This window comes from Autumnicola musiva, assembly GCF_031846585.1.
Classification (GTDB): domain Bacteria; phylum Bacteroidota; class Bacteroidia; order Flavobacteriales; family Flavobacteriaceae; genus Autumnicola; species Autumnicola musiva.
In genome coordinates this window covers 48,553-72,131 of the sequence record NZ_JAVRHK010000009.1, presented here as the reverse complement: position 1 = coordinate 72,131, position 23,579 = coordinate 48,553, and the positions used below count along the sequence as shown (strand labels likewise).

20 protein-coding genes are annotated in these 23,579 nt (G+C 36.0%); 8 read left to right on the top strand and 12 right to left on the bottom strand.

Going from position 1 to position 23,579, the window contains the following annotated elements:
* Positions 1 to 2: 2 nt before the first annotated feature.
* Positions 3 to 1,112, top strand: a complete 1,110-nt coding sequence (locus RM539_RS12745; RefSeq protein WP_311503791.1) for a glycosyltransferase family 61 protein — start codon at positions 3 to 5, stop codon at positions 1,110 to 1,112.
* A gap of 314 nt (positions 1,113 to 1,426) precedes the next feature.
* Here RM539_RS12745 and RM539_RS12740 read toward each other — a convergent pair whose 3' ends face one another.
* The 8 genes from RM539_RS12740 to RM539_RS12705 all read right to left on the bottom strand — a co-directional run bounded on the left by RM539_RS12740 (position 1,427) and on the right by RM539_RS12705 (position 9,975).
* Positions 1,427 to 2,275, bottom strand: coding sequence for a glycosyltransferase family 2 protein (locus RM539_RS12740; protein WP_311503790.1), 849 nt, complete (start codon positions 2,273 to 2,275; stop codon positions 1,427 to 1,429).
* Between the two features lie 116 nt (positions 2,276 to 2,391).
* Positions 2,392 to 3,786, bottom strand: coding sequence for a nucleotide sugar dehydrogenase (locus RM539_RS12735; protein WP_311503789.1), 1,395 nt, complete (start codon positions 3,784 to 3,786; stop codon positions 2,392 to 2,394).
* Positions 3,787 to 3,814: 28 nt separating this feature from the next.
* The gene (locus tag RM539_RS12730) at positions 3,815 to 5,098 is read right to left on the bottom strand and encodes a nucleotide sugar dehydrogenase (RefSeq protein ID WP_311503788.1); all 1,284 of its coding nucleotides are present in this window, start codon (positions 5,096 to 5,098) and stop codon (positions 3,815 to 3,817) included.
* 25 nt (positions 5,099 to 5,123) lie between these two features.
* Entirely contained in the window at positions 5,124 to 5,843 is a 720-nt protein-coding gene (locus RM539_RS12725) for a GNAT family N-acetyltransferase (protein ID WP_311503787.1), read from the bottom strand.
* Between the two features lie 56 nt (positions 5,844 to 5,899).
* A complete protein-coding gene (locus tag RM539_RS12720; RefSeq protein WP_311503786.1) occupies positions 5,900 to 6,898 on the bottom strand; it encodes an SDR family oxidoreductase in 999 nt (332 codons plus the stop codon).
* Between the two features lie 116 nt (positions 6,899 to 7,014).
* Positions 7,015 to 7,893 carry a glucose-1-phosphate thymidylyltransferase RfbA gene (rfbA, locus tag RM539_RS12715; RefSeq protein ID WP_311503785.1) on the bottom strand — a complete coding sequence of 293 codons (879 nt, stop codon included), beginning with the start codon at positions 7,891 to 7,893 and terminating at the stop codon, positions 7,015 to 7,017.
* A gap of 18 nt (positions 7,894 to 7,911) precedes the next feature.
* On the bottom strand, positions 7,912 to 8,958 hold the full coding sequence (gene rfbB, locus RM539_RS12710; protein ID WP_311503784.1) for a dTDP-glucose 4,6-dehydratase: 1,047 nt from the start codon (positions 8,956 to 8,958) through the stop codon (positions 7,912 to 7,914).
* Between the two features lie 9 nt (positions 8,959 to 8,967).
* A complete protein-coding gene (locus tag RM539_RS12705) occupies positions 8,968 to 9,975 on the bottom strand; it encodes a LacI family DNA-binding transcriptional regulator (RefSeq protein ID WP_311503783.1) in 1,008 nt (335 codons plus the stop codon).
* A gap of 201 nt (positions 9,976 to 10,176) precedes the next feature.
* Between RM539_RS12705 and RM539_RS12700 the strand changes: the two genes are divergently transcribed.
* The 4 genes from RM539_RS12700 (at position 10,177) to RM539_RS12685 (ending at position 12,205) form a co-directional block, all read left to right on the top strand.
* A complete protein-coding gene (locus RM539_RS12700) occupies positions 10,177 to 10,320 on the top strand; it encodes a hypothetical protein (protein WP_311503782.1) in 144 nt (47 codons plus the stop codon).
* A gap of 91 nt (positions 10,321 to 10,411) precedes the next feature.
* Positions 10,412 to 10,732 carry a phosphoribosylpyrophosphate synthetase gene (locus RM539_RS12695; protein ID WP_311503781.1) on the top strand — a complete coding sequence of 107 codons (321 nt, stop codon included), beginning with the start codon at positions 10,412 to 10,414 and terminating at the stop codon, positions 10,730 to 10,732.
* Positions 10,733 to 10,808: 76 nt separating this feature from the next.
* Positions 10,809 to 11,300 (top strand): Dps family protein, encoded by a 492-nt coding sequence (locus RM539_RS12690; protein WP_311503780.1) that lies wholly within the window; start codon positions 10,809 to 10,811, stop codon positions 11,298 to 11,300.
* Positions 11,301 to 11,320: 20 nt separating this feature from the next.
* Positions 11,321 to 12,205 (top strand): mechanosensitive ion channel family protein, encoded by an 885-nt coding sequence (locus RM539_RS12685; RefSeq protein ID WP_311503779.1) that lies wholly within the window; start codon positions 11,321 to 11,323, stop codon positions 12,203 to 12,205.
* 306 nt (positions 12,206 to 12,511) lie between these two features.
* Here RM539_RS12685 and RM539_RS12680 read toward each other — a convergent pair whose 3' ends face one another.
* Positions 12,512 to 16,225, bottom strand: a complete 3,714-nt coding sequence (locus RM539_RS12680) for a metallophosphoesterase (protein WP_311503778.1) — start codon at positions 16,223 to 16,225, stop codon at positions 12,512 to 12,514.
* A gap of 55 nt (positions 16,226 to 16,280) precedes the next feature.
* Between RM539_RS12680 and RM539_RS12675 the strand changes: the two genes are divergently transcribed.
* Positions 16,281 to 17,465 (top strand): Pycsar system effector family protein, encoded by a 1,185-nt coding sequence (locus tag RM539_RS12675; RefSeq protein WP_311503777.1) that lies wholly within the window; start codon positions 16,281 to 16,283, stop codon positions 17,463 to 17,465.
* On the opposite strand, the gene RM539_RS12670 is transcribed toward RM539_RS12675, so the two are convergent.
* Positions 17,457 to 19,823, bottom strand: coding sequence for a GAF domain-containing protein (locus RM539_RS12670; RefSeq protein WP_311503776.1), 2,367 nt, complete (start codon positions 19,821 to 19,823; stop codon positions 17,457 to 17,459). The two genes, RM539_RS12675 and RM539_RS12670, sit on opposite strands and share 9 nt — an antisense overlap.
* Before the next feature lie 146 nt (positions 19,824 to 19,969).
* Between RM539_RS12670 and RM539_RS12665 the strand changes: the two genes are divergently transcribed.
* Positions 19,970 to 21,085 carry a redoxin domain-containing protein gene (locus tag RM539_RS12665; RefSeq protein ID WP_311503775.1) on the top strand — a complete coding sequence of 372 codons (1,116 nt, stop codon included), beginning with the start codon at positions 19,970 to 19,972 and terminating at the stop codon, positions 21,083 to 21,085.
* Positions 21,086 to 21,152: 67 nt separating this feature from the next.
* Here the strand turns inward: RM539_RS12665 and RM539_RS12660 are convergent, their stop codons facing one another.
* Complete coding sequence (locus RM539_RS12660) at positions 21,153 to 21,830, bottom strand: SIMPL domain-containing protein (protein WP_311503774.1); 678 nt, start codon at positions 21,828 to 21,830, stop codon at positions 21,153 to 21,155.
* A gap of 43 nt (positions 21,831 to 21,873) precedes the next feature.
* A complete protein-coding gene (locus RM539_RS12655) occupies positions 21,874 to 22,521 on the bottom strand; it encodes a rhomboid family intramembrane serine protease (protein ID WP_311503773.1) in 648 nt (215 codons plus the stop codon).
* A gap of 52 nt (positions 22,522 to 22,573) precedes the next feature.
* Between RM539_RS12655 and RM539_RS12650 the strand changes: the two genes are divergently transcribed.
* Complete coding sequence (locus RM539_RS12650) at positions 22,574 to 23,476, top strand: lysophospholipid acyltransferase family protein (RefSeq protein WP_311503772.1); 903 nt, start codon at positions 22,574 to 22,576, stop codon at positions 23,474 to 23,476.
* Positions 23,477 to 23,579: the final 103 nt, after the last annotated feature.

Here is a 23,579-nt window from a genome sequence, read left to right as displayed (position 1 = left end):
ATTTGAAACATTTTTTCAAATCATATTATAATTATTACAGCTCTTATATTTCAAATTATTACTTAAAAAATAAAATAAGAATTAGTAAGGGAGCATTTATCACCTTTAATGAAAATGAACTATTTCTATTACATAAGGCGAAAGAGATATTTGGTTCTTCTTTAGATTTTACAAATGGGTATAAACAAAGAGATACCTTTATAGTTCCTTTAAGTGATGTAAATCTTTTAGGAAATACGGGGGCAGTTGTTAAAGACCTCAGGATAATAGGTGAGTCTATGTTTGACCTTGGCCGTTTAAATAATTCAAAATCCTTTAAAAACCTACATCGACTTAAAACAAGAAAGAAAAAAACGGGAGTGTACACTTCTATAATGCATCCCAGCTTTGCCAATAAAAATATATATCACTGGATAGTAGATTGTTTACCACGACTTTATAGTATAAGTAAAATTCCATCAGATGAAACAATATACCTTATTATAAATGATGATATTCCAGATTATCAACGAGAAATACTTCATTTTTTTGTAAATGCAGATCAAAGATTAAAACTGGTTTATATAAAAAAAACAGAGAAATGGAAAATCCAAAACTATTGGCTACCAAGTTTCGTTAGTTCAAATACTTCAGGATATATGCCTGCAGAATATATTAATTATATAAAAAAAGTAGTTTTTGACGGATATAACATCACTTCCACAGAAAATGATCGTAAGGTATATATAAGCAGGAGTTTATCAAAACGAAGAAAACTTATAAACGAGGAAGAAATTGAAAGCTTTTTATCCGGAAATGGTTTTGATATAATTCATGCAGAAAATTTAAACTATAGAGAACAAGTAAAATTATTTTCTGAATGTGATATAATTATCTCTCCTCATGGTGCTGGATTAACAAATATACTATATGCATCAAATGCCACTATTGTTGAATTACATCCTGAAGACTATACCCCATCCCATTATTGCCTATTAAGTAAAGCATGTAATCATAATTATTATTCTTTCTTTGGAAATGAGATGAACGAAGATATGAGCTGGCAGTTAAATATTGGATCTTTTAAAAGCTTCTTTCAGTTGGTAGTGAAAAAGCAGGAAATCCTGAATTAGAATCTAATATATCACCTTCATATTATTTATTATTAAATGATTTTATTGGAATATCCAGGACTTAATAATTGAAGAAAAGAAAGAACCACCTACTCCCGCATGGGCCTACACCTGATAATTAATAATTAACATACTACTGAACCTGCCCTAATTATATTCGCCAAAAAGGAAATATGCTATAGCTAAAGAGCAAATTAAAACTATCTGATACATTAGATCCAGATTTTAGTTGATAGTGTGATATTAAAAACATGTTTAACATGACCTAAACTTACTCCACAACAAAATCTATTTGAAGATTTGCTTTAATTTTTTTATCTCTGCAATTTAGAATTGACAGAAGAGGAAAAATCCTGATAAGGATCTACTGTTTTACCCAGCTTTTTTGAAATACCATCAATAGTCCCACGTAGAAAAAATCTTATCTTTTTTCCTTTGTCATTTTCTTTAATTACAATAGCGCCAAATAATTTAACCCAACTTTTAACCATCTTAAAGTAACGCCTAATTGATCTTTCTCTCACATATAAGCGCATGTATAACATATTCCGTACTTCATAATAATATCGCCAGGGCTTTCGATAATTTGTCTCTCTTTTAGTAAAATGAACACCCTTGGCCGATGAAATCCATTTAGCCTTATACTTATATTTCCTCCGGATTCTAAATAAAAGATATTCTGTATCTTCAGACCAGAAAAAAAGCTCCTTTCTCGGATATCCTACTTTATTTACTATATTCATTGGAATAAGAACACCCCACCATCCAGGTTCTCTTCTGGAAGCAAAATCTTTTTCACGTATAAATGGAAAAACCATAGTCTCCTGGTCAACAGCACTTACAAGAATTTCAAGACAGGAATCAAAAGGAAAGAAATCATCATCCATCAGCCAAAGGTAGTCTACGGAAGTCTTTTCAGCAAAATACTTAACCCCTTCATAGAAACCACCCGCAGGACCCGTATTCTCATCCAAATACATCTTTGAAATATTTTGATCCTCTAAAGAATCTAAATACTCTTTAGTACCATCTGTAGAAAAATTATCTACAATCAAAATTTCATAAGGTTTATGCGATTGTGCAAGAACTTTACATAAGCTGATTTTTAAAAGATTTAATCTATTACAGGTAAGAATAACGACACCTACTCGTTGTTGCTCCATTTCACATTATGCTTTAATCCGGTACATCTCTATCAAAAAAATATTCTATAAAAATGAACAGAATATTAAAACCCCTTCTAATACGCCAAATTCTATTTAGAAATGCACTTAATTTTCTAATTGCCTATAGCATAAAATTCAAAGCCAATTTCTTCTTTAGTTTTTCTTTCCAACAATCTTCTTCCGTCAAAAAGAAATGCCGGCTTAAGCATATTATTATAGATTTTCCTCCAATCTAATTGTTTAAATTCATCCCATTCAGTTAAAACAGCGATAGCATGAGAATCTTCACAAGATTTATATGCATCATTAACAACCGTTACTCTGGAACGATTTTCTTTAGATGACCTGGTGTTAAGATAATCAAGATCAGCGTAAACCTGCTCTTCTTTTACCTTAGGGTCATAAACTACTATTTCGGCCTGTTCGTTTAAAAGATAATCGGTTATGTAAATTGCGGCAGATTCTCTCGTATCATTAGTATCTTTCTTAAAAGCCCAACCTAAAACAGCTATTTTCTTACCTGAAACCGTATTAAATAATGTCTTTACAATATTAGCTGCAAATCGTCGCTTTTGATGGTCGTTCATTTTAATCACCTGCTCCCAATAATCGGCTACCTCATTAAGTCCAAAAGATTTGGCAATATAAACCAGATTCAGGATATCCTTTTGAAAACAAGAGCCTCCAAAGCCTACTGATGATTGTAAAAATTTAGGACCTACCCTGGAATCCATACCCACTGCTTTCGCTACTTCATTTACATCTGCACCGGTTTTCTCACACAATTCAGACATAGCATTTATGCTGGAAACACGCTGTGCCAGGAAGGCATTCGCAGTCAACTTTGAAAGTTCTGAAGACCAGACATTTGTAGTAAGAATATTTGTTTTAGAAACCCATGAGGCATAAATATCCACCAACGCTTCCATAGCCTCCTTACCTTCAGGTGTTTCCACATCCCCTCCAATTAATACCCTATCCGGATTCTGCAAATCCTGTATTGCAGTCCCTTCTGCAAGAAATTCAGGATTAGAAAGAATTTGATATTTTACTCCGTTTCCTGTATTGTCTAAAATATCCCTAAGTGCAGCGGCTGTTCGTACTGGGAGAGTAGACTTTTCCACAACTATTTTATCATTTTTGGCAACTCTTGCTATTTGCCTGGCACATATTTCAATCCATTTAAGATCTGCAGCCATTCCCTTTCCAATACCATAGGTTTTTGTAGGAGTATTTACAGAGATAAAAATCATATCTGCTTTATCTATCGCAGCATCTACATCTGTAGAAAAGAACAAGTTCCTACTTCGCGCTTCTTTAACTATTGCGGACAAACCTGGCTCATATACCGGAATATTTTCAACATCTTCATCGTTCCATGCAGCTATTCTTTTCTCATTTATGTCAACAACAGTAACATTTATTTCCGGACATTTCTGAGCAATCACCGCCATAGTAGGACCGCCTACGTACCCTGCTCCTATACAACAAATATTTTTGATCTTCATTTATTAACTTATTATGAATTTTAAGATATTATAGCTTCTTGTCGCATTTATCACCCAATACCCCTTTTACGTCATAAACAACAGCATTTTTCTCTTTAAGAGAATCTAAATCTAAGGATAGGAATTCTTTATGAGCCACAGTAAGAACAATGGCACCAAATTTTTCTTTAGGTAATGTTTTAACTGTTTGCAGCCCATACTCATGCATTACTTCTTCAGGATCAGCCAACGGATCAAACACCGTGATATTAATTCCGTATTCCTTCAGATTCTTTATTACATCCACCACTTTTGTATTTCTGACATCAGGGCAATTTTCTTTAAAAGTTACTCCTAAAACCAAAACATTGGAAGCTTTTACTTTCTGATCATTTTGCAGCATCAGCTTTACAACTTCCCCTGCAACATACTGTCCCATGGAGTCATTCATTCTTCTTCCGGCAAGAATTATTTCAGGATGATATCCAATTTCCTGTGCCTTTTGCGCCAAATAATATGGATCTACTCCTATACAATGTCCCCCAACCAAGCCAGGTTTAAAAGGCAAAAAGTTCCATTTGGTACCTGCTGCCTCCAATACGTCCTGAGTATTAATACCCATCATATTAAAGATCTTGGCAAGTTCATTCACAAAAGCAATATTAATATCCCTTTGAGAGTTTTCTATAACTTTAGCAGCTTCAGCAACCTTAATAGTTGGTGCCAGATGAGTTCCGGCCGTAATGACAGAAGCATACAACTCATTGATCTTTTTCCCAATTTCCGGCGTAGAGCCGGCTGTTACTTTAAGTATTTTATCTACCGTATGCTCTTTATCACCCGGATTAATCCTTTCCGGAGAATAACCAACAAAGAAATCTTCATTAAATTTTAATCCACTGTGCTTCTCAAGAACAGGAACACACTCTTCCTCTGTCACCCCCGGATAAACGGTAGATTCGTAAACCACCACATCACCTTTTTTAAGGACTTTTCCTACAGTTTCACTACTTTTATAAAGCGGGGTTAAATCCGGCCGATTATTTTTGTCTACAGGAGTAGGAACAGTAATGATATAGTAGTTGCAATCTTTAATTTGATCGAGATCTGGCGAACAATACAGGCCATTTTTTGCAGATGATTCCTGCTTCAGAACCGACTGAAGCACGTGATTTTCCACTTCGAGGGTAGCATCTACTCCTGCCATTAATTCTTTTACCCTTTTTTGATTAATATCAAAGCCAACTACGGGATATTTTTCAGCAAAAAGTCGGGCCAATGGAAGGCCTACATATCCAAGACCTATTACAGCAATTTGAGTATTATTATTCATTATTAAAAAAGAGTATAATTGTTTCTTATTTGTTTTTCCAAAGATGATAAATATATTCCGGCTCCTGAGGCACTAAGCCAAAACGTTCATATACCTTAAGAGCTTTAATGTTTACTTCCTGTGTTCCGCCGATTATTGTTGAGCAATCGTTACGAAAGGCTATAGTCTCTATTGCCCTCATTAAACTAAAAGAAACCCCTATTCCTTCATATTTCCGTTTTACCGCAAATAGTGGAGTATACATCACACCTTTTTCAATCTTTATAGTAGCCAAACCTATTATCTTATCGTCCTTTTTGAAAACCAGGACATCTGAGGCTATTTTTTTATTCACTGAATTTATAATCCAGGTTTTAAAAAGATCATTAAATTTATCATGAGAAATGTTGGGATCTACACCAAACCTGCTATATGAACCTGCTAACTGAGCCAGGTGTATCATATCTTCACTAGGGTATTTATCTTTATAAATACTTATATTAGGATCAAAACCACAGTCTTTGATTATTGTCTTTACCAGAGGAATTCTTTTATGAACAAGAATGATGTTGTAAAAATCATTATTTAGAATGGACTGATCTATAGGAGAATTCGAAAAAAAATAACCTAAGTTAATTTCATTTTTATAAAGGCTTTTAAAGCAGTTTTCGGACGCTTCTTCCAAAAGTAAGCCCTTATTTATTTTAGCTACTTTAAAACCAAAGAAATCTGAATCCCAGTCTAATATCTCAAAATATTCTTTCATTAATTTTATGCACCATTATTATCTACTGGTTTTCAAAGTATTTTTTTACAATAAGATCAGGATAAATTCTTCCAATACCAATCTACAGCTTCTTTGAGACCAGCCTCAATAGGATATTCCGGATCATAACCAAGAAGTTTTTTAGCTTTATCTACAGAAGCCAGCGAATGAGGGATATCACCAGGGCGATTAGGTCCATGCTTAACTTCAATATTACTGATTTTAGGGTCGTATTCAGAAAGAAATTTCTTCAAATACTGGGTAAGCTCCACCAAATTTGTCCTATCCCCTACAGCCGTATTGTAAATTTGATTCACTGCTTCAGGTTTTTCCACTGTTAAAGCACGTAAATTCATCTGAACAACATTATCAATATAGGTAAAATCCCTGGAGTATGTTCCGTCTCCGTTTATCACCGGATTTTCGTGATTCATAAACTGTATTACAAATTTCGGAATAACGGCAGCATAAGCTCCGTTAGGATCCTGTTTTCTCCCAAAAACATTAAAATACCTTAAACCTATAGTATCAAGATTATAAGCATCATGAAAAATATCTGCGTATAATTCATTCACGTATTTAGTTATTGCATAAGGTGATAATGGCTTACCGATTTTATCTTCCACCTTAGGAAGACTTTCTGAATCCCCGTAAGTAGAAGAACTCGCTGCATATATAAACCTTTTCACCCCGGCATCCTTTGCTGCCACAAGCATATTTAAAAATCCCGACACATTAACTTCGTTACTGGTAATCGGGTCTTTTAAAGAACGGGGAACGGAACCCAAAGCTGCTTCATGCAATATATAATCCTTCCCTTCACACGCCTTCTTACAGGTTTCAGCATCACGAATATCCCCTTCTATAAGGGTGAAATCAGGATTATCTTTGAAATTTTCCAGATTATGCCTGTGGCCAGTCGAAAAATTATCAAGACAGGTTACTTTTGCTTTCAATTCAAGTAATTGCTCACATAAATTTGAGCCAATAAAACCGGCTCCACCAGTTACTAATATTTCTGCAGAATCTAATACTAAGAATTGGCTTTTATCCATGAATAATGTAGGTTATTTATTTTTGAAGGCTCAAATATAGGAATTCTTATAAGAAGCTAAGTTCTTAAAATCTTAAAGTAATGTAAAATGGTGACTATGTTTATTTTTTCACTTATTTATATACCTGAAATCAAGCCATTTAAATAACTTCCGTAATCACTTTTCTCAAGTTCTTTAGCCAGGTGTAATAATCTTCTTTTATCAATATAGCTTTTTCTGAAAGCTATTTCCTCCAGACAGGCTATTTTAAGTCCCTGTCTTTTTTCTATTGTTTGTATAAAATTAGATGCTTCTAACAGCGAATCATGGGTACCTGTATCCAGCCATGCAAAACCACGACCCATCATTTCTACTTTTAATTTATTCTCATGAAGATAATATTGATTAACAGAGGTTATTTCAAGTTCTCCTCTTGCACTTGGCTTACATTTCCTGGCAACTTCAATAACAGAATTAGGATAAAAATATAATCCTGTAACCGCAAAATTACTTTTTGGCTTTACGGGCTTTTCTTCAATACTTAAAGCTTTTCCATTTTCATCAAATTCCACTACCCCGTAACGCCCTGGATCATTTACATAATATCCAAAAACGGTAGCTAACCTGTTTTCCCGGCAATTTTGTTCAGCATTGGAAAGAAGGGTGGTAAATCCCTGACCGTAAAATATATTATCTCCTAAAACAAGACATACATCATCCTGCCCAATAAATTCTTCGCCTATAATAAAAGCCTCTGCCAATCCATTCGGCTGCACCTGTTCCTTATAATTAAATTCCACTCCAAGATGCTCTCCGTTTCCTAACAACTTTTCGAAAAAAGGCAGATCTTCAGGGGTCGAAATAATTAATATCTCTCTTATTCCAGCCAGCATAAGCACCGATATTGGATAATAGATCATCGGCTTATCATAAACCGCCAATAATTGTTTGGAAACCCCTTTAGTTATTGGATACAATCTTGAACCTGTCCCTCCTGCCAATACAATTCCTTTCATGTCAACACTGTTGATTTATTATTTATACTGCTTCTTATAATAATTTAAATATTCGCCGGAAGTTACATGTTCTAACCAAAGTTTGTTCTCCAGATACCAGTCGATAGTTAATGCAATTCCTTCTTCAAAAGTTACGGATGGCTCCCAATGCAGGTCTTTATTTATTTTTCCGGCATCAATAGCATACCTTTTGTCATGTCCCGGCCGGTCTTTAACATAGGAAATCAATTTGGCAGAACTGTCTTTTACCCGCCCTAATTTATCATCCATCAGGCTGCAAAGGAGTTTAACCAGGTCTATATTTTGCCATTCGTTAAATCCACCTATATTATAGGTATTCTTTTTCTTTCCTTTATGAAAAACAAGGTCTATTGCTCTGGCATGATCTTTAACATATAACCAGTCCCGGATATATTTCCCATCACCATACACGGGCAGATCCTTTTTATTGATAATGTTATTAATAAAGAGGGGAATTAATTTTTCGGGAAACTGATTAGGGCCGTAATTATTGGAGCAATTACTAATTACATAAGGCAAGCCATAGGTCTCGCCATATGCTCTTACAAAATGATCAGCCCCTGCTTTGGAAGCTGAGTATGGAGAATTGGGGTCATACCTGGTTTTTTCTGTAAAAAATCCAGTTTCCCCTAAGGAACCATAAACTTCATCTGTGCTAATATGATAAAAAAGTTTATTATCAGGATTGGAATTCCAGGATTGGAGGGCAGCATTCAGAAGATTTACTGTTCCCAGAATATTGGTTTTTACAAAAGAACCGGGGTCATTTATGGAACGATCTACATGAGATTCCGCAGCCAGATGAATAACACTCTCAAATTTATATTTTCTAAACAGGAGAAATACTGCCTCAGCATTTGTAATGTCTTCTTTTAAAAATGTATAATTTGGATACTCTTCCACATCTTTTAGATTCTCCAAATTACCGGCATATGTAAGGGCATCCAGATTGTAAATTTCATATTCAGGATAGCTCTTCACAAATAGCCTTACCACGTGGGAACCTATAAAACCTGCTCCTCCTGTAATAAGTATTTTTTTCATAGCCGATTTCTAAAAGACTGTTGATTCCAGGTGCACAAGTTCAGTGTTGATAATTTTTTCTGTATTCTTATCTGAAAGGAGTTTTTTGTTTAGCCTGTTGATAAGCATTTGCATGGCATTTTTTCCTACTTCTTCAGGAAATTGTTCAATATAACTTATAGAAGGAGTTAGAAAACGTGCCACATTTTCTGGCAGAAAACCAATAATTTTAAGATCTTCTGGAATACGGATTTCATTTTCGTAAGCCATTCGGTAAACCCTCATAGCACTTTCAAAATCGGTACACAGCACCGCCTCTACTTTTTTATTGACCAGGATATCATAAATACCGTCAATAAGTACCTGTTTTCTTGAGGAAGCAGCAATCATACTTTCCATCCCTTCCGTAAGAGCACCTTCGTACCCTTTAATCCTGAGCTTTCCTACTCCAAGATGATGAATTCCCGAGGCAAGACCAATTTTTTTAACCCCCTTAGAAATAAGTAATTTGGTGGCTTCAGCAAAACTTTTTTCATCATCAATACCAACTTTATCCACGGGCACATCAATATTAATACGATCATAAAGAACCACCGGAATTTCATACTCCAGTATTCCAAAAATATGGTCATAATTTCTTGCACGATGAGTAGCTTCGGAAATTGCTATTAACACCCCGTCTACAAATCCGGAGGTCAGCCTGTCGGCAATTTGTTTTTCCCGTTCCAGGGATTCATTAGAAATATAAGTAATTACCTGCAGTCCTTCTTTCTGTGCCTGTGCCTCGATACCGGAAAGCACCTTTGCAAAAAAATTATTTGAAATGTTTGGTATAACAACTCCAATAGTGCCACTCTTGCTGCTTTTTAGATTTACCGCTACCGGGTTGGGCCTGTAATTATGCAATGCTGCTAATTCCTTGACTCTCTCGATAGTTTTGGGACTAATTTCCGAACTGTCATTTAAGGCTTTGGAAACGGTTGAAACTGAAACATTTAATAGTTTCGCCAGTTCCTTTAAGGTTATTTTGTTCTTCATGGTGGTAGAATGAAAGGAATAATTCAACAAATTTAGGTTAATTCATCAAATTTTTTAGAATTCTACAGGCTTAATTCAAGATTGACAACATAAATGCAATATCAGAACTTTAGGAAAAATTATAAAACCTTCAGAAAAATTGAAATCTACAGTTTACAGAACTCTACTTTATTTTTTATTTTCACAGAAAATTTTCCGTTTATGAAATTTCTAAAATCCTACTGGTTTTATATACTTGCAGCTCTTGTCACTATTGTTGGTATTGTCACCGGATGGTATTTCTTTATTCTCTTTGTAATTCCATTCGGATTATTCAGATCAGGCAAAAAAGAGGATGAAGATTAACTCTAGTTAAAATTATACTAAATCATCTTCATCATTTGCAGAACAAGCGCCACAAGCGTATTTTGACATGAACGTTCAAACAAAACCAACTATGAAACAAAAAGGTACATTATCCCAGACCATCAATATGTTAAGACTGGAAGAAGGATATGAAGAAGATTTTAATTTATTAGATGAGCATCTGAAATCTGAAGCTGAAAGAGAAAAATTCCTTTCAGAAGAATTTGTGGTAGATGAAGTTTATAGGTTTGAAGGTCCTTCCAATCCCGGCGATGAAGCCGTACTTTATGCAATTAGTACTTCTTCGGGGCGTAAAGGGGTTCTCGTAGATGGATATGATTATTCTGCAGGACAGGTTTCAGAAGAACTTCTAAAAAAACTCGACCTTAAGAAAAATCGTCCAATAGATTAAATTTATAATTTTTTCACCTTTAAATAAAGAATCGATTATAATTTTGGATGAAAATTTTAAATCAATAATATAAACTATGAGCTATTTAGGTTTAGATAACAAGAAAACAGAAAAAACTGTTGAAGAATTAAACATTCTCCTCGCCGATTACCATCTGTATTATCAAAAACTAAGAAACTTTCACTGGAACATCATAGGAAAAAATTTCTTTGATCTTCATGAAAAGTTTGAAGAACTTTATGATGATGCCAAACTTAAAGTTGATGAAATCGCAGAGCGTATTCTAACGCTTCGCCATCAACCAACCAGCAACTTAAGCGACTATCTTAAATTGTCTAATCTAAAGGAATCCGGTAGCCAGTTATCAGATTCAGAAATGATCGAAGCATTACTAGAAGATCATGGCGCACTTCTTAATCAGATGAGAAAAGTTGCGAAAATTGCAGATGAAGGTGGAGACGAAGGTACTATAGACCTTATTGGAGGTTATATCAGAGAGCTGGAAAAGACAAGCTGGATGCTTGATGCCTGGAAAATGAAAACCAGTGATAACCATAAAGAAATATAAGGAGCTAACTCCCCCTATAAATGTTCGAAAATTTTAATATTAACGAATCCGTAAATAAAATCGGAACAAAATTGGGCGAATGGCTGGATAGTATTATCCTGAATTTGCCCAATTTTATTTTAGCCATTCTGGTTTTTGTCCTGTTCATTTTTGTTGCCAAATACGTTGGCAAGTTAATAGACCGGCTGTTAAGAAGAAAAGTGAAGCAGTCTTCTATACGCCAAATGTCTGTAAAGGTGCTCAAAGCCATCATTATTCTTGTAGGTTTTTTTATTGCACTGGGACTGCTAAACCTGGATAAATTACTCACCTCTGTTCTGGCAGGTGCCGGGGTAGTTGGTTTGGCTATTGGCCTTGCATTACAGGGCACCTTAAATAATACCTTTTCCGGGGTAATATTAAGTTTTCTGCCGCAGTTGCAGATTGGCGACTGGGTGGAAACAAACGGATTTGCCGGGGAGGTAAAAGAAATAAACCTTCGGAATATTGTAATAAAACAATCAGATAATAATTATGTAGTAATTCCCAATGGTAAAATTGTGGAAGAGCCATTCAAAAATTACAGCCGAACTGTACGTTCCAGGATTATGCTGAATTGTGGGGTTGCTTATAACTCCGATCTGGAATTTGTTCAGGATCTTACCATAAAAACCATAGCCAATACCTTCTCCCAGCAGGGAAATGAAGAAGTTGAATTTATGTATGAAGAATTTGGGGACAGTTCTATAAATTTTGTAGTACGCTTCTGGCATGATGTCTCTAAAAACAAGGATATTTTAGTTGCCAGGAACAAAGCGGTTATCGCAATCAAAAAAGCTTTTGATGCCCATGATATTAACATCCCGTTCCCTATTAGAACAATTGATTTCTCCAATAACCTGTCTGTTCAGAAGAAAGAAGAATAAAATAATTCCTGAAATCGATTATATCCCGGGCAAACTGTAGGGGATGTTCAAAATGATTACTTGAGATCCATCAAATGCTGAAATTCTTCAGCATGATGTCATCAAAATTCTTACTAATATAAATATTGATTTATTAAGTTTATATCTGGTAGACTGCTAAATATATCGTTTAGAAATCATATTGAAACCTTTTTCCTGTTCGTATCAATAGAATATTAGAAAGGATAAAAGTTGAAGGAGTTATCAAATGGTCACATGATGGCACCCGTACTACATCAATAATACATTTCTTTTGAAATATGTTGCTTAGAATCTGAAATCTACTCCGAAGGAGAAACGTGCTCCTTCAGAACCTGAAAATAAGCTGAAGGTACCGTTTATTGCATCAGCACTATTTATCCAGAAACCGCCGCCGTAGCTATCGTGCCACACCGAGCTCTCTTCGAAATCGTTCCACACCCTACCAAGATCATAACCTCCAAAAACACCAATTTGAAAAGGCAAAAATCCTGTTTTAAACTGGTTAAAGCTATATCTTAAATCGGCTCCTGTGGCAAAGGCTTTTTCTCCTGTAAATCTTTCCTGGCGATATCCCCTTAATCCGCTATTGCCCCCCAACTTTGCCGCCTGGTAAAATTCATAATCATCCCTCATATTCAAGTGCGCCTGTACATGAGTTTTAAGCACTACTTTTCTATTTGTGGTAAGTGAATTATAGAAACCCAGGTAAGGCTTAAAATATCCAAAATATTGATCGGTATCGGCGGTATTTATCTTACCTCCAAGATTCAATACAAACCGCATTCCCCTGGAAGGGTTTAACCGGTTATCATAACTCTCATATTTGTAGGTGGCATCCAAACCTGCAAAATATTTCCAATCGAAAAAATCGGTATTTTCAGGAAAATTTTCAGATAAGAACCGGTTTTGGGTGTCATCAACTTCAATTGCTTCAAAATTTGCCATCCATGCGAAGTAGCTTCCAAACGGCGTGCGGTTTACGAAACCAAAATCTGTACCGATCCTGCTTATCCTCACCCTGTTATAATCCATCCCACGTTCATCTTCATAATTAATGGTTTCATTTCCGAAGCCAAAGAAGTTAGTGGAATAATTGGGGCTGGTAAAATGTGCACCTACCTGAAAGTTATAGTTCCCTATAATATTAGCAAATTCTCCTTCATAATAAAGATCAAATCCACCGGTGGCAAAATATACCCCCCCACCCAATGTATGCCTGGAGGTAAATGGGTTTCTTTTGAAACCATATAAAGAATATACTGTTTCCACTCCTATCTTAAAACCCTGATCAGGATTATAGCCCAAAGCAGGAATTAAACTGGTTGATTTATAGTTTTTCTTATTCTTATCATACGTATTAATATTATATACATCTGTAAAGCGAAATTTTGAATCGGCTCCTTCATTTATTGTACTCGGCTGTGATTTGAAATCATAGATCTTCAGTTTTTTACTATTTTTAATGGTATAAATATCATTATTCTGTCCTCCGATAATACGCACAAAAATGTAATTTTCGCCCTCTCCTTTTACAGTAATCTCGTCATCATCATCCAAAGCATATATCCATATATCTTTGGTTTCCATTTTATTATAAATTTTATCACTTAAAATTTCAGCTCTTTCTCCGTCTTTATTTCTAAAAACGGTCACCCTTGTTTTACCTTCAGGCATTCGTAATACATCTACAAAATCATCTTTATCTGTACCGGTAACAATTGCCAGCCTGGCAAATTGATTATAATAACGTTCAGCAATATCTACAATATTATCCCTTCTCCCCTTCAGTTTTTCGACCAGATCATCTGTGGCTTCCCCATGTGATTCAGGAGGCAAATTTGCAAAAGCTTCTTCAATTACCGCATCAGTTACATGTTCCTGAATATAACTTGCCTGTTCCATCCATGCCGTCTTTCCGGTATTTTGAAGAAGAGACCTGTCCAGACCTGTAGCAGCAATATTAAACCATTGCACATTATTAATATCTGCACCATATACTGCAAACTGATTGGCAAATCCTGACAAGGCTCTTAATGTTCCAAAAAAAGCACCGTCAAAATTTGAAAATACCTGATCCCTGTCCCTGGGAATGGGCTTAAAAATACGACTTCCATCTTCCTGTTCTATCTCTGCCCACCTCCACTGGTCCTGATGGCGATCCCAATCGCCAATAAGCATATCAAAAATTCTTGCCCGTACGTATGCCTGTTCATCAAGAGAATATTTCTCATCTCTCCTCAATCTTTCAAACATATCGGCTGTACTTACAATATCATGGTTGGGGCTCCAGAAGTTTTCATAATCAAGCCAGTTTTCCTCCGGCCGCTCTACCAACATATATACTTCATCTCCATGTTGTGCATTATATTTTCCAAGCTTTTTTTGCTTCGGCAAATAGAAGAGTTCAGGAGTGGTATGTGCTATCCCGGCAGCTTCTGAAAGGCCTGGTATAGCTAAGAAAGCATAAGGATGGGCTGCTGTATAAAAATCTTTGATAAAATCTTCAGCTACTGTATTTTCCAGTTCCGTTTCTATAGGCCGGTCTTTATAAGCCACGGTTTGTAAAAATTGTATGGCTTCTTTCCTTATCCTCCTAAAATTATATTCTCTTCCCAAAGAATCTTTAACCCGTAATGAGACTGTTTGATGACCTCCACCGGCACGTATGGGTTCAAGTCCGCCATATAGGGTATCCAGATCGGCAACCCTGAATTCTATATCCCTTCCATATAATTCCCGATAACGTTCGCCCCAAAATGTTTTGAAAGTAGCTCCTTTATCGGTCTCTTCCAGGGGATATATTGAAGTAGTAATACTTTCAGGAAAATTATCAGGCAAAACTGCAGCATCATAATATTCAGGAACAGAAAATATTTCCTTTTGATAAAACAGCTTTGGTTTATTATCTACATTTCCATAAAAGCTGGCCCAGGAAGAACCATCCTTAAAAACATCAAGTACGGCAAAACCCTGCCCTTCATAAGCAAAAAGCCCGTCATTACTAAGCGTTACATATGTGGCTTTAGAGCCCGAACCGGAAACAATTTGTTTCACATTTTCATCTTCTATATATTGAAGGGAATGCTCATGGCCTGATACAAAAATAATCCTTTCTGCCTGCTGCGCAATAGTGGTTAGCCGTTGCACCATAGCTTTATAACGCTCATTCTGAGCATCCTGTATAGAAACTCCGCCTGTGGTACGAATTAATGAAGCAAGAGATCCCAGTACCGGAACAGGTATTTTCTTCTGTGAAGGGTAAATATGGCTCGTCAAATTATACTGTCCTCCATGCACCCCGTTAGTCCGAAGAGGGTGATGCAAGGTGACAATTATTGTTTTATCTTTATTTTTACTGATTTCCGATTCTACCTCAAGAAGGAGAGCCTCCCGGGTTTTAATATTACAATCATCATTAATTTTTGGATTATCATCCCAGTCTTCAAGGTACCATTGGGAATCGATCACAATCATTTCAATATTTTCACTTACCTCAATAATTTCCAGACCACAGCCAATTTCAGGCGCCCAGATAAGCCGGTCATCAAAATTTTCTTTTAAATAATCTGCTTCTCTCTCCAGCCCTTCCAGTCCCTGGCTGTACCAATCATGGTTTCCGGGAACAAACAGTACATTCCCATTATAATTTTCAATGGCATCTAATTGGGCTTCCAATTGAAATTCGGCATCTTCCCTGTCGGGATCATCTTTAGCCGGCATGCCAACAGGATAAATGTTATCACCTAAAAAAATGGAATAGTTCTGTGTTCTTTTTACTGAATCCAGAAAATGTTTAAAAGCAATTAAACCTTCTGAACTCCCCCCTTTTGGAGAATAACCACCATCTCCCAACAGATAGAAGGATTTTTCAATCTCCTTTTCATTTGGATAACTAAAGCCCGATTGAGGCTCCCCTTCCCTGTATTTGGGACCGACTGAAGAACATGCACATAGTAAAAAGAGAATTAATAACCCAGGGAGTACGTTATTTTTCATCATAAATGATTAAGTCAATTTTTTTTGTAATTTGGCAGGAAAAATTAAGAAGCGGTATATGAATAACCTCATTGAGAAAGCAGATAAATTTGTTCAAAACCTATTTAGAGAAGAACTTCCCAACACCTACATATACCACGATTACAAGCATACAGAGCGTGTTGTTAAAAGTACTAAAGAAATTATTGATTGTTCTGAAATTAATGTTAAAGAAGAAGAAGCATTAATACTTGCTGCATGGCTGCATGATACCGGCTACACCAGAACGTACAAAGGGCATGAAGAGGAAAGTGCAAATATTGCCACAGCGTTCCTGAAAGAGAATAACGCCACGCCGGAACTAATTGAAAAAGTAACCAAACTTATTGCAGCCACCAGGTTTAATAAAGAACCCGACAGCCAGGCTGAAAAAATCATTAGAGATGCCGATTCTTCTCATTTTGCCAAAGATTATTTTGAAGAAGCAAGTGAGTTTCTAAGACAGGAACTGGAATTACATAATATTAAGAAATTTTCACACCTGGAGTGGCTTCAGGAGAATATAAAGTTCTTCACAGAAAAACATTCCTACTATACCAACTATGCACTTGAAAACTGGAAACCAAAAAAGGAAGAAAATCTGCTCGAGCTTATAGAATCACAAAACAAGGCGCAGCAAAAACTCAAAAAAGAAGAGAATAAAGCCAGGCTTAAGGCACAGTTTAAAAATGACAATCCTGAAAGAAGTATCCAGTCAATGTTCAGGGTTACTCTTAGAAACCACATAAAACTAAGTGACATTGCCGATACCAAAGCTAACATTCTTCTTTCGGTTAATGCGATTATCATTTCCCTGGCACTGGCAAATCTTATTCCCAAACTGGACGCGGCTTCCAATAAGCACCTCCTTATTCCCAGCATGATATTGATACTTTTTAGCGTAGCCTCTATTATTTTATCTATTATGTCTACACGACCAAATGTTACCAGTGGTGAGTTTACTAAAGAGCAGGTAGAATCCAGAAAGGTCAACCTTTTATTCTTCGGAAATTTTCATAAAATGCCTTTTGAACAATTTAAATGGGGTATGCAGGAAATGATGAAGGACAAAGATTATGTATATGAATCTTTAATGCTCGATTTACACCTTCTTGGAAAGGTTTTACATAGAAAATACCTTCTCCTTAGGTTAACCTATACAGTCTTTATGGTTGGGATCATTATCTCGGTAATTAGTTTTGTTGTTGGGTTTTACCTAATGTAGTTCTACCATTTCTTCATAAGTGATATTCTCTTCCTCATGGTCTTTGCCATTGGGAGAATAAAGTATATTTACTCTTATGGCTCTTAATCCAATTACCCCCTGTACATCCTGTAATTCCAGGAGCTCTACATTATTTCCCAGATAATTTTTAGCCTGTAAATATTTTATATATCTCAGGTATTCCCGCTCATCACTTCTTTGCGAATATACTATGGCTATTTTTCCTTTTTGCGTAATTCGCTCTTCAGTGTTTTTTATAAAAGCCTTGTCAATTCGTTTTTTAATAATTTCATAACGAGCATTGTAGGTGCCATCAACATCAAATTTCTTTTCATCCATGCGGTAGCGAATAGACATGGTACTGCTGTACACAAGAATAAGGGAGGCGGCATCCAGCTTTATTGGAGTAGAATCCTGTAACTGGTAAAACCGGTTTTCCATTTCACACATTGTGCTTAACTGCCATAACCTGAGATTATACAGGTACACTTTGTTAAAAGGTTTATTATTGGCCATAGATGCACCAATATAAATATTATGGTCTACCCCATCGGTTTTATAACGTTCAAAATAATGCGGATAAATTTTTTGTGCCTGTACCTGTTTCCTGTCAATATAGCGGGACATAGTTCTATTGATTCGCTGGACGGTATCGTCATATTTTTTTCTTTCATGATAAACAATACCTGTCTCAGGATTCAACTTTGCCTGGTACTCTTCTACCTTCTCCTTCAATTCATGAGATTGATCCCTTAAGTGCGACATTATAGGGTTCACTTCTTTCTGAAGTAAATTAAACACCTTCTGTTCACTTGAGGCATTAAGGTTATTTTCAAGTTTTTCTTTAAAATCTGATATTCTGAATTTTACCTGCTCATAAATCGAAAGTTCTTCCACCTGCAAGGCATTATCCATAATAACTAAAATAAGGTCCAGCTGATGTAACAAATCTTTTTGAATAGCCTGGTTTCTTGCTTCCGAAGAGGCAACAATATCAATTTGGCCATATAAAGGATAGATATCCCGGAATGAAATATCTTTAAAAGAAGCCAGACCATCATGATCCAGGTCTTTTATGAATTTTTTCGCTTCCCGTTCGAAAATCCACAGCACACTTGGGTGGATAGAAGTACATTCACTTTGGATAATTGCTTTTACCCTGTTCTCAAAATCACTGCGGTTCCTTTCGGTGGCGGTTACCAGGTAAGGCAGAATATCATCCAGTTTGATAGCATTTATACTATGCAACTCGTTTTTTCTTTCAGAAACAAGCTCCAGCACTCCCAATAATCTCTGATTCTTTGCCACAGGAGCCAGAATACAACTTTTCACGCCTCCGGCTTTTAGATTTTCACCAAGTGCCTTTTTCTCAGCCAGTTTTAAGTAGGAGTCAATATTTGCCACAGTAAAGTAGCTGTTCTCTTCTATAAGTTTTTCATAAGCTTCCCCACCCAGATCTTCAGGAGACATAGCTTCTTTTTTATGGAGCATAAAGCTCCTGGCTTCTTCAGTTTCCATATATTCAAATTTCTTTTCTGAAGCGTGATAAACCGTGAATCCTACACGTAAATCTGAAATTTGATAAATTGACCTGAAGATTTGCTGAAGATTAATTAGTTCCTCCTTTTGGGAATTTTCGTTATAAAGAAGGGTTGCTTTTAGTTTTGAAATGGCATCATCTACAGTCACATCTGTAAGATTTACAATAGTAAAACCTTTGAAAACATAACTTTGAGGAGGGAATTTTTTCTTCCATAATTCAACATCTCCTATATTCTGAATTAACAAATCTACATCTTCCTGAGTAATTTCAGGAGCATTTTCCTTTGGCGCAATTTCAACAAAATCACCGTTAAGAGCTATACGATAATGCCTTAGCACTCCATTTTCATCAGGAATATCATAGTATAATGGTCGTGAAACATCAATATCATAACCGTAACAGGTTCTTAATATGTTAATACAGGCATTAATGTAGTACGAATCTTCATCAAGATTACGGGTTTTTGGGACAAAATCTTTTCCAGCAAGATTAAGGATTTTTTGAAGTCTCGCCGATGAGTTAAACAGGATATTATGATATGGTATGGATACAGCCTTAATTTCGTTATTTGTAAGTACGCTGGGAAATAAATCGTGCAAAAGAACTTCTATTGGCTCCCGGAATTTTTCAATATCCTCAATATTCTCAATACCTTCAGTAAGTTCGGGAAAAGTAGAAACATACTCCAATACGTTTTCAAGATATTTTTTTGCGATATCACTATGCTGGTGGTCGAGTTCACTTTTATACTGCTCGATTACCTTATGAAAACTTACTTTAATATGCAGGGGGAAATCCTTCAACTGTTCTTCCATATTTTAAAATATAATCAAAAATTACCTGTTCTGTAATTTTCTCTAATTCCAGGCCCTCAAAATTAATAATTATTAATAAGATTTTGCCTAAAATGCCAAACAGTACGAAAACTGTTCTTTATTTTTGCAAAAAATAAATTTGAATTATGCGAAAATTAATCGTCATGGTAGTGTTAGCTTTTATCGCTACTGCCTGTGAACAAGACAAAGGATATTTTTTAAACGGATCTATTGATGGCGTGGAAGATGGAACCAGTGTCTATATTTCTGAATTAAGCGATGAAACCAGAAAGCCGGAGGTAATAGATACGGCTAAGATTCAGAATGGTAAATTTCAGATTGATCTTGAGGAAAACGAAGAGCCAAAGCTCGGTTTTCTTTCTTTTGAAGGAGTAAACGGAAATGTAATTTTTATTTCTGAAAATGAAGAAATAAAAATAGAAGCTTATAAAGACAGCCTGAGAAGTTCCAAGATTTCTGGTGGAAAAGAGAATCGTGCACTAAACAAATACATGGACCACCTGAAGGAAGTCAACAGGAAGGTAATGGCAGGCCGTACCGAAATGCGCGAGGCTTATTCCTCTCAGGATACTGCCAGACTGGAAAGCCTTCAGGCTGCAGAAGAAGAAATAAGGGATAATGATAATGTTGCTAAAAAGAAGATCCTGCAGGAAAATAAGGATTCCTATGTTTCCTTAATGATTCTTATGGATATGCTTAGGATGAAAGCTTACCCAATAAAGGAAATAAAGGAGATGTACAGCAACGTTTCCGAAGAGTTAAAAAATTCTTCGCTTGGTAAAGAACTAAAAGAAACCCTGGAGAAACAGAACGCTGTGGCAATTGGCAGTAAAGCGCCCAATTTTAGTGCTCCCACTCCAGAGGGCAGCTCACTTGCTCTTAAGGATGCTATGGGTGAAGTTACTATAATAGATTTTTGGGCTGCATGGTGCAAACCCTGCCGTGTAGAAAATCCTAACGTAGTTAAAATTTATAATAAATATCATGATGAAGGTTTAAACATTATAGGTGTTTCCCTGGACCGACCGGGTCAAAAAGACAAATGGCTGGGAGCTATTGAGGAAGACGGTCTTGAATGGCACCATGTTTCAAATTTGAAATTCTGGCAGGATCCCGTGGCACAGCTTTACAATATTCGTTCTATTCCAGCTACTTTTATTCTGGATGAAAGTGGGGAAATTGTTGCAAGGGATTTACGCGGTGATGAACTTGAAGCCAAGGTAAAGGAACTTTTGAATTAATGTTCCTTCTCTTCAAAAATAAAAAAAGCGCCATCAAGGCGCTTTTTTTATAAGCAATAAACAGGTGTTATTCCAGTTTGAATCCAACATCTACCTTGACCGTAATTTCCATCTCTCCGGGTGCAATGGTTTCACGATTTTGAGAAGCTTCATCCATAGCGGCCATTTTATAAAGTGGCTGAACGTTATTTGTTGTGCCTTCACTAATATAAACGGCCTTCCCAATTTCCTGCCCCAGTGGCTCCACCAGTTCCTCTGCTTTTTCCTTTGCATCTAAAACTGCCTTTTTTCTGGCCTCTGTTTCGTATTTTTTGTATTCTGAAGATTTAAATTCCACACCATCAATTCGGTTTAATCCGTTTTCAAGCAGGCCGGACATAATACTTTCATAGGCATTAATATCTTCCAGTGTTATGGAAATTGCCTGATTGGCAACATAAGAATACGTTTTATCATTATAATTATAATTCTTATTCAGATTGATATAATCGGTCTGTATATTTTCTTCAGGAATTCCGCTGTTTTTCAGAAATTTTATTACTGAATTCACCGCCTCGTCATTCTGTTTCTTTATAAGGACAGCACTCTGCCCCTCATGTTCAATACGTGATTTAATAATTACCTTATCAGGAACAACATTTACTGTCCCTTTTCCTGTAACATTAACAGAGTTTTGCCGGGGCGTTTGCGCGGTAACTCCTGTGGCAACTAATACTACCAACAGAAGCATAATTTTCTTTATCATAACTTTTCATGTTTAAAATTTGATAATCAAGAAGAATACCAGATTATATTTTCCCCATTTTTTGTAATACGAATAATACTACAATGGGAATTGCGAGTAAGACTACCATCAGCAAATGACTCTGAAAAACCCATGGCGCCAAGATTAGCGTAAGCAGATATCCTCCAATGGCACCTCCAAAGTGAGCATCATGGCCAATGTTCCCAATTTGCCTTTGCATGCCATAAATTGTGTAAAGCAAATACCCTATTCCGAAGATATACGCAGGCACAGGAATTATAAAAAACAAGCCCAGAGTCATATCGGGATATAATAAAATAGCAGAATATAATATCCCCATTACTGCACCACTGGCGCCAACAGCCCTGTAATGGGATTCGTCTTTATGGAAAAAGTAGGAGAGTAAATTACCTATAATCAGGCTTGCCAGATACACTATAAGAAATCCGGTACTGCCCAGCTCATAGATAACCACATTGGCAAAAAAATAAAGGGTGAGCATGTTTACGAACAGGTGAGTAGTATTAACATGAAGAAAACCTGAAGTAAGAATCTGATATTTTGCCCCCCTGTTAATGTCCCCTACATTAAATTTATATTTTTCAAAAAATGCATCGTCATTAAAACCTTTGAACGAAATGATGACATTGGCCGCAATAACTATTATAGTAACCAGACTTAATTCTCCCATACCTGTTAAAGTTTAGTGCCAAATATACCATATATTTGCTGAAAGTTTTTTTATGCAGGCGCTTGTTTTCTGGTTGGTTTATCCGGTATTATGGATAATATCCATTCTTCCTTTCAGGATTTTCTATGCCGTTTCAGATTTTGTATATTTTTTGGTGTATTATATTACAGGATACAGGAAAAAGGTAGTAACAGAGAATCTAAAACTGGTTTTTCCCGAGAAGACAGATAAGGAACTTTTCCTGATAAGAAAAAAGTTCTATGCACATATGTGTGATATGTTCCTGGAGATGATAAAAAGCCTTTCCATATCTAATAAAGAACTAAAAAAGCGTTTTGTTTTTACTAATCCTGAAGAGATCCTCCGGCTTCAGGAAAAAAATAAAAGTATTGTACTAATGTGCGGTCACTATGCAAGTTATGAATGGATGATCGCCCTCCAATTATACGGGATCAAAATAAAAGCATACGGCATCTACAAAAAGATAAAAAACCCATATTTTAATAAACTGGTAAAGGATATCCGCGGGAAATTTAACGGGGAGCTTATTCCTACTTCCAAAGCAACCATGACCATTACCAAGCATGAGAAGGAAAACCGGCGAGGTATATATGCCATGATTGCAGATCAATCCCCAAAACTGGCAAGATCAAAATACTGGGCAGACTTTATGGATATTAAAGCTCCTGTCTTTACCGGTTCAGAAAAACTGGCCAGAGAGTTTAATATGGCTGTTATTTACTTAAATGTTGAAAAAGCCGCACGTGGTCATTATGTAGCAACACTAATAAATATTACAGATGCTGCAAAAAAAGAACCGCCACACAAAATTACAAGAACTTATCTGGACCTTTTGGAAAAACAAATAAAGAGAAGACCTGAATTTTATCTATGGACCCACAAAAGATGGAAACACCGAAATACTCCTATTCCCAAAGGATCTAAAATTATTTAAAACATACAGGATTTTCTGCCAGTTATTCCCAACATGAATACAGGTTCAAAAAATTAGTCTAAAGATTCCGAAAATAAAACCAAACCTTAAAGTAGTTCACCGG

Coding starts and splice junctions, on each gene's coding strand:
- RM539_RS12740 (WP_311503790.1), bottom strand. CDS start 2,275: ATGGAGCAACAACGAGTAGGTGTCGTTATTCTTACCTGTAATAGATTA.
- RM539_RS12735 (WP_311503789.1), bottom strand. CDS start 3,786: ATGAAGATCAAAAATATTTGTTGTATAGGAGCAGGGTACGTAGGCGGT.
- RM539_RS12730 (WP_311503788.1), bottom strand. CDS start 5,098: ATGAATAATAATACTCAAATTGCTGTAATAGGTCTTGGATATGTAGGC.
- RM539_RS12725 (WP_311503787.1), bottom strand. CDS start 5,843: ATGAAAGAATATTTTGAGATATTAGACTGGGATTCAGATTTCTTTGGT.
- RM539_RS12720 (WP_311503786.1), bottom strand. CDS start 6,898: ATGGATAAAAGCCAATTCTTAGTATTAGATTCTGCAGAAATATTAGTA.
- rfbA (WP_311503785.1), bottom strand. CDS start 7,893: ATGAAAGGAATTGTATTGGCAGGAGGGACAGGTTCAAGATTGTATCCA.
- rfbB (WP_311503784.1), bottom strand. CDS start 8,958: ATGAAAAAAATACTTATTACAGGAGGAGCAGGTTTTATAGGTTCCCAC.
- RM539_RS12705 (WP_311503783.1), bottom strand. CDS start 9,975: ATGAAGAACAAAATAACCTTAAAGGAACTGGCGAAACTATTAAATGTT.
- RM539_RS12700 (WP_311503782.1), top strand. CDS start 10,177: ATGAAATTTCTAAAATCCTACTGGTTTTATATACTTGCAGCTCTTGTC.
- RM539_RS12695 (WP_311503781.1), top strand. CDS start 10,412: ATGAAACAAAAAGGTACATTATCCCAGACCATCAATATGTTAAGACTG.
- RM539_RS12690 (WP_311503780.1), top strand. CDS start 10,809: ATGAGCTATTTAGGTTTAGATAACAAGAAAACAGAAAAAACTGTTGAA.
- RM539_RS12685 (WP_311503779.1), top strand. CDS start 11,321: ATGTTCGAAAATTTTAATATTAACGAATCCGTAAATAAAATCGGAACA.
- RM539_RS12680 (WP_311503778.1), bottom strand. CDS start 16,225: ATGATGAAAAATAACGTACTCCCTGGGTTATTAATTCTCTTTTTACTA.
- RM539_RS12675 (WP_311503777.1), top strand. CDS start 16,281: ATGAATAACCTCATTGAGAAAGCAGATAAATTTGTTCAAAACCTATTT.
- RM539_RS12670 (WP_311503776.1), bottom strand. CDS start 19,823: ATGGAAGAACAGTTGAAGGATTTCCCCCTGCATATTAAAGTAAGTTTT.
- RM539_RS12665 (WP_311503775.1), top strand. CDS start 19,970: ATGCGAAAATTAATCGTCATGGTAGTGTTAGCTTTTATCGCTACTGCC.
- RM539_RS12660 (WP_311503774.1), bottom strand. CDS start 21,830: ATGATAAAGAAAATTATGCTTCTGTTGGTAGTATTAGTTGCCACAGGA.
- RM539_RS12655 (WP_311503773.1), bottom strand. CDS start 22,521: ATGGGAGAATTAAGTCTGGTTACTATAATAGTTATTGCGGCCAATGTC.
- RM539_RS12650 (WP_311503772.1), top strand. CDS start 22,574: ATGCAGGCGCTTGTTTTCTGGTTGGTTTATCCGGTATTATGGATAATA.